Origin of the sequence: Nocardioides pelophilus, from assembly GCF_014180685.1 — a bacterium.
Lineage (GTDB): Bacteria > Actinomycetota > Actinomycetes > Propionibacteriales > Nocardioidaceae > Nocardioides > Nocardioides pelophilus.
On sequence record NZ_JACEHF010000221.1, the window covers coordinates 1 to 5,966 of the forward strand.

The 5,966-nt window shown below is 70.4% G+C and carries 5 protein-coding genes; all 5 read right to left on the minus strand.

The window, feature by feature from the left end; translation table 11 throughout:
• Positions 1 to 205: 205 nt before the first annotated feature.
• A complete protein-coding gene (locus H0488_RS21535; RefSeq protein ID WP_183101262.1) occupies positions 206 to 766 on the minus strand; it encodes a LemA family protein in 561 nt (186 codons plus the stop codon).
• Positions 767 to 846: 80 nt separating this feature from the next.
• Positions 847 to 2,613, minus strand: coding sequence for a DUF2207 domain-containing protein (locus H0488_RS21540; RefSeq protein WP_183101263.1), 1,767 nt, complete (start codon positions 2,611 to 2,613; stop codon positions 847 to 849).
• Between the two features lie 84 nt (positions 2,614 to 2,697).
• A complete protein-coding gene (locus tag H0488_RS21545; RefSeq protein ID WP_183101264.1) occupies positions 2,698 to 4,518 on the minus strand; it encodes a DUF2207 domain-containing protein in 1,821 nt (606 codons plus the stop codon).
• 9 nt (positions 4,519 to 4,527) lie between these two features.
• Complete coding sequence (locus tag H0488_RS21550) at positions 4,528 to 4,938, minus strand: VOC family protein (protein ID WP_183101265.1); 411 nt, start codon at positions 4,936 to 4,938, stop codon at positions 4,528 to 4,530.
• Between the two features lie 43 nt (positions 4,939 to 4,981).
• Positions 4,982 to 5,773 (minus strand): 3'(2'),5'-bisphosphate nucleotidase CysQ, encoded by a 792-nt coding sequence (locus H0488_RS21555; RefSeq protein ID WP_183101266.1) that lies wholly within the window; start codon positions 5,771 to 5,773, stop codon positions 4,982 to 4,984.
• Positions 5,774 to 5,966 lie beyond the last annotated feature (193 nt).

Here is a 5,966-nt window from a genome sequence, read left to right on the forward strand (position 1 = left end):
GGTACGACGAGCGCAGCGGCCGCCGCTGGTTGAGGTGCGACGAGCGCAGCGAGGAGCCTCGAAACCAAGGCAATGGCTTGACTGCCTTGGTTTCGAGGCTCGCTTCGCTCGCACCTCAACCAGCGGCAGCGGCCTCGCACCTCAACGAGTGGCAGCGGCAGCGGCCTCGCACCTCAACCAGCGGCAGCGGCGGCGGAGAGGGCGCTTAGAACTCGACTCCGGGAGCGGCGGTGTGCTCGCTCGGGGCGTCGTAGAACTCGCGTTCCTTCACACCGGCGACGCCGGAGAAGAACATCCACGGGATGGTGCGCACCGCCTGGTTGAGCTGGGCGGTCGCGTCGTTGTAGTACTGGCGGGCGAAGGCGATCTGGTCCTCTGTCTTCCCGAGCTGGTCCTGCAGGTCGCGGAAGTTCGCGTCGGCCTTCAGGTCCGGGTAGGCCTCGGCCACCGCGTTGACCTTCACCAGCGCCTGCTGCATCGCGGCGTCGGCCGCAGCCTTCGCCGGGACGTCGTCGCCGGCCGCCGCGGCAGCCAGACCGGCCCGCGCCTTGGTGACCTCGTCGAACACACCCGACTCGTGGGCGGCGTACCCCTTGACGGTCTGCACCAGGTTCGGGATCAGCTCCGCCCGGCGGGTGAGCTGGACGTCGATGCCACCGAGGGCCTCCTCCGCTCCGACGTCGAGCTTGCGGAGCTTGTTGAAGCCGACGACGAAGAACACGACCAGGAGCACGAGGACGACGACGGCGATGATGACGTAGATCATGGGGGAGGATCCCTCTCTCGAAGTTGCTGGAAATCTAGGCCAGGTGCGACGCCGACGCGAGCGGCGTCACCGGGCGATGCTCACCAGGAGCCACCGCCACCTCCGCCGCCGCCTCCGCCGCCACCTCCGCCGCCGCCGCTGGAGGACGAGCTCTGGGTGGCTTCGTAGGACGAGATCGCGCTGCCGAGGGTGCTGTCGAAGTCACCGACCATCGAGTCGACGTCGAACGCGGCAGCGCCGTACCCCGCGCCGTACCAGTACGCCGGCGCGGGCGGCTCCTTGCCGGTCTCGACGTGGTACTTCTCGGCCCACTGCTTCGCGCAGTCGAACGCGACGGCGTACGGGAGGTAGGCCGTGTAGAGCTCCTCGCGACCCGAGAAGTCGAACCGGTCCTTGCTCGACGGGGTCGACAGCACCCGCTTGAAGCCACCCACCCGGGACCACAGCTCGCGACCGGCCGGCGTGCGCTTGGTCGCGGAGCCGGGCATCAGCAGGGAGACCGCGCCCGCGGTGAACGCGGCGATCGGGAGCGCCACCATCGACATGTTGAAGGGGCGCCAGAAGACCGACGTCACGACGAGGCCGAACCCGGCGAGGACGAGGAGCCCGCCCAGGGCGCCGATGCCGGCGCGCGAGAGCAGCCCCGACGCCGTCGCCCACATCTTCGTCCCTGCGGTGAAAGAGGAGAGCTGGCTCTGCAGCGCGGCGCCGGAGCCGACGTCCTTGCGGCGGGCGACGAAGAACGAGCCCGGGCCGGCCAGGAGGCCGGCGACACTGGTCGTGACCGGGTCGAGGCCCGCCCACCCCTGGGGACCGGCCTTGTCCTTGATCGTCCAGCTCTTGTCGTCACCGCGCTGCAGGTCGATCGCACCGTGCTCGGCGGCGTGCATGAGGCTGGCGACGAACGACCGGCGATCGACGCCCTCGGCCAGCATGAACTGGGCCTGGGCCGGCCCGATCCCGTCCGGCGGGCCGTACATCAGCGGGAACCGCGGGCTGCGCTCGAACGCCAGGTAGCTCAAAAAGAGACCGAGCGCTCCGAGGACCAACGCGGCCAGCGCGAGGACCCCGAGCACCGGCACGCTGGTGCCGAAGACGTTGTCGAACCGCGCCGGCCACGGGAGCGTCGCCTGGTCCGGGGTCGGCAGGTCCTGGCCGGTCAGCAGCGTGACGGGCGTGTGGTCGTTGAGCGCACCGGTGGTGATCTTGATCGTCCTGGTGCCCGAGCCACGGAGGTCACAGGGGCGGGCACCGCCCTCGTCGATCTCGCCGACACCGATGAAGCACTGGACCTCCTCGGCCGCCGCCGGGAGGTGCACGGTCAGCTGGGCCTTCTCGATGTCCTGCTGCCATCCCTGCGGGATGAGGTTCCAGTAGAACTGCGAGTCGGTCGAGACCTCGTCTCCGCCCGGGGTCAGCGCCCCGTCGACGTGGTAGCTCAGCACGTAGACGTGCTCACCGATCGACAGCGTGGTGTCGGCGTCGCCGATCCGGTAGTTGTCGTACCTTCCCTCCTCGACGGTGTGCTTCACGTCGACGTCCTCACCGTCGGCGGTGACCTCGAAGTCCTCGACGACGGCGCGGAGGTCGGGGTCGGACGGGACGACCCGGTCGAAGAACCGGAAGATGCCGTGGCGACCGGAGACCGGGAAGTCCACGGTGAGGGTCTCGACCACGTCGAGGCCCCCGTCCTCGTCCAGCTCGAAGTCGGCCTGGTAGTTCGTGATCGTCGTGGGTTCGCTGGCGGTGACCGGCTCCTCGAAGCTCACGTCGTAGAACGCGGCAGGGATGCACAGGATCGCCACCATGAAGACGAAGGCGAACGCCGACGCGATGAGGCGCTTCATGGGCGCAAGGCTAGGGGTGGCGGGACCCGATGGCCCGGGTTTCGGGCCCCAGGGCCCACAAACCATCCGTTCGGGCTAACCGCCTCACCACGAACCTCCCCCGCCGCCGCCTCCGCCACCGCCACCGGAGAAGCCGCTCGACGAGCTCGACGACGAGGAGCTGCTCGACGACGACGAGCTGCTGGAGGCGGCGATGCTGGCGTTGTAGGCGGAGATCGCCCGCCCGAGCGTGGTGTCGAAGCTGTCGACCATCGTGGCGACCGCGCCGGTCGTCGCAGTCAGGCTCGTCGAGTCACTGCCGGCGCGGAGGTACGACGGCGCCGGGGGCAGCTGTCCTGTCTCCACCTGGAACTTCTCCGCCCAGCGGTCGGCGCAGCCGAACGCGACCGCCCACGGCAGGTAGCTGGTGTAGAGGTCCTCGCGCCCGGAGAAGTCGAAACGCGCCTCCGCGGACGAGGTGCTCAGCATCCGACGGAAGCCTCCGACGCGCGACCACAGATCCCGGCCCTGGGCCGTGCGCCGGGTCACCGAGGAGGACGCGAGCAGCGGCAGCCCGAGACCGCCGAGCACGGCGAGCGGCAGCCCGAGGAGGCTGACGTCGAGCTTGCCGCCGAGCACCAGCCCGACCCAGACCAGCAGGAGGACGATCGCGCCGGCCACGGCCAGGCGCCCCTTGATGCCCGGCCCGCTCCGCTCGAGCACCTTCTCCTTGTTCACCCAGCGCTCGAGCGCGACCCGGTGCGTCTCGTAGGCGGTGTCGAGCCGACCGCCGGAGCTCGGGTCGTTGGCCTTGACGACGAACACCGAGCCCGGTGACCCACCGAGGAGCGAGGAGAGGCTCTTGGTGACCATGTCGGTGCCGAAGAGCGGGTTGACGCCGTCCTTGTTGGTGATCTGCCAGTGCCCGTCGTCGCGCTTGCCGAGCTGGAGGGCGCCGCGCTCCCCCGCGTACATCAGCGAGGCGACGAACTGCGGGCGCCCGGTCCGCTCCTCCAGCAGGAAGTGCGCCTGGGCCGGCCCGATGCCCTCGGGCGGGGCGTACTGGAGCGGGAACGGCGGCTCGGGGTCGCGGGTCTGGAGCAGCCACCGGACCACCAGCGCGGCGGCGGCAAGCCCGAGCAGCAGCGACAGTCCGAGCATCCACAGCCGGCTGCCCAGGACCCGGTCGAACCGGGGCGACCAGGGCAGCGTGGTCTGGTCCGGCGTCGGCAGGTCCTGGCCGACGAGCAGCGTGACGGGCGTGTGGTCGTCGAGGGCGCCGGTGCGGATCCGGAGGTCGGTGGTGCCCTCTCCCTCCACCTGGCACGCGCCGGTGTCTCCCTCACCGACGCCGACCGCGCAGCGCACGTCCTGGGCCGGCTCGGGCAGGTGGACGGTCAGGTCGGTCTCGGCGATCTGCTGCTGCCAGCCCTGGGGCACCAGGTTCCAGTAGAACTGGGTCGGCTCGTCGACGTCCTGCCCGGGCGTGAGCGCGCTGGTCACGTGATAGCTGATCTCGTACACGTGGTCACCCGACGTCACGTAGGCGTCGGGGTCGCCGATCCGCAGCACGTCGTACCGAAGGTCCTCCTGGGAGCGGTCGACCGGGACGTCCTCCCCGTCGACGGTCACCTCGGTGTCGCTGATCCAGTGCCGCACGTCGGGCGCCGACGGGTCGAGCCGGTCGAAGAACCGGAAGATGCCGTGGAGCCCGATCGGGAAGTTGACGGTGAGCGTCTCGACGACGTCCATCCCGCCGTCCTCGTGCACCGTGAAGTCGGCGACGTACGACGTGATCTTGGTCGGCTCCACGACGCCCGGCTCGGCCTCGGCGCGCGAGCCGTCGTCGTCGAAGAAGAGCGCAGGGAGGAAGAGGAGTCCGACCAGCAGCCCGAATCCGCTGAGGGACGCAACGATGCGAGCCACGACGGCAGACTAGTGGTTGGGCTCCGCTGCTGCGGCGATCTCCGCCTCGGACCTGAGGATGCAGAACTCGTTGCCCTCCGGGTCGGCCAGCACCACCCAACCGGTGCCGGGCCCGTACTTGCCGCGGTGGTCGGCGACCTCGGTGGCGCCGTGGGCGAGCAGCCGCGCCAGCTCGTCGTCGCGGCTCCCGTCGCGCGGGCGCAGGTCGAAGTGCACCCGGTTCTTCACCGTCTTGGCATCGGGCGTCTCGATGAAGAGCACCCGGTGACCCGTCTCGGGGTCGGCGATCATGCACTCCTCGTCACCGGGCTCGTTCGGGTCTCCGGCGATGTCGGCATAGCCCAGCACCGGCTTCCACCACTCCGCGAGCGCGTGGGCGTTGCGGCAGTCGACCGTGGTGTGCGAGATGTACGACGTCACGGCACCACTCTCACGGGAGGTGCCGGCCGCAGCAAGCGGGTTGTCAGTCGGTGCCGTGCTCCGCGATGAACGCCAGGATGTCGTCGGCGAGCTCCGGGCGGCAGACGATCACGTCGGGGAGGTAGACGTCTTCCTGGTTGTAGACCAGCTCGCTGCCGTCGACCCGGCTGGTGAACAGGCCGGCCGCCCGGGCGACGGCGACGGGAGCCGCCGAGTCCCACTCGTACTGGCCGCCCGCGTGCACGTAGGCGTCGGCGACGTCGCGGACCACCGACATCATCTTGACGCCGGCCGACCCCATCGGCACCAGCTCGGCGTCGAGCTGGGCACGGAGCGCCTCGACGAACGCCGGCGGGCGACTCCGGCTGACCGCGATCCGCGGTCGGACCGACGTACGCGGAGGTACGACGGGCGGGGTCCCGGTGTTGAACGTCTCGCCGATCACCGGCTGGGCGACGGCACCGGCGGTCAGGGTTCCGCCCTCCCACAGCGCGACGTGGACGGCCCAGTCGTCCCGCGGCGGCTCGGAGAACTCGCGGGTGCCGTCGAGGGGGTCGATGATCCAGACCTTCGCAGCGTTGAGCCGAGCGTCCTTGTCGACGGCACTTTCGAGCGCCTCCTCGGAGAGCACGGCGTCGTCGGGGCGGTACGTCGCCAGCAGGCCCATCAACAGCTCGTGCGCGGCACGGTCGCCGGCGTCCTTGAGCTCCTTGCCCTCCAGCCCCTCGCCGCGCACCTCGAGCAGACGGCGGCCGGCGGCCTCGGCCAGCCAGGCAGCGAGGAGGTGGTCGTCGGCGACGACCTCGGGAGCGGGGGTACCAGCGTCGAAAGTCACGAGGGTGAGGGTAGTGGGCGCCCCGACGCGCCGCGGTTCCAGGTGCGCTGCGCTGCTGATCTGTCGCCGCCGCTGGTCGAGGTACGAACGAAGCACTCCCGCCGCTGGTTGAGGTGCTCTGCTGATCTGTCGGCGCCGCTGGTTGAGGTGCGAGCGAAGCGAGCCTCGAAACCAAGGCGCCTTGGTTTCGAGG

Coding starts and splice junctions, on each gene's coding strand:
- H0488_RS21540 (WP_183101263.1), bottom strand. CDS start 2,613: ATGAAGCGCCTCATCGCGTCGGCGTTCGCCTTCGTCTTCATGGTGGCG.
- H0488_RS21535 (WP_183101262.1), bottom strand. CDS start 766: ATGATCTACGTCATCATCGCCGTCGTCGTCCTCGTGCTCCTGGTCGTG.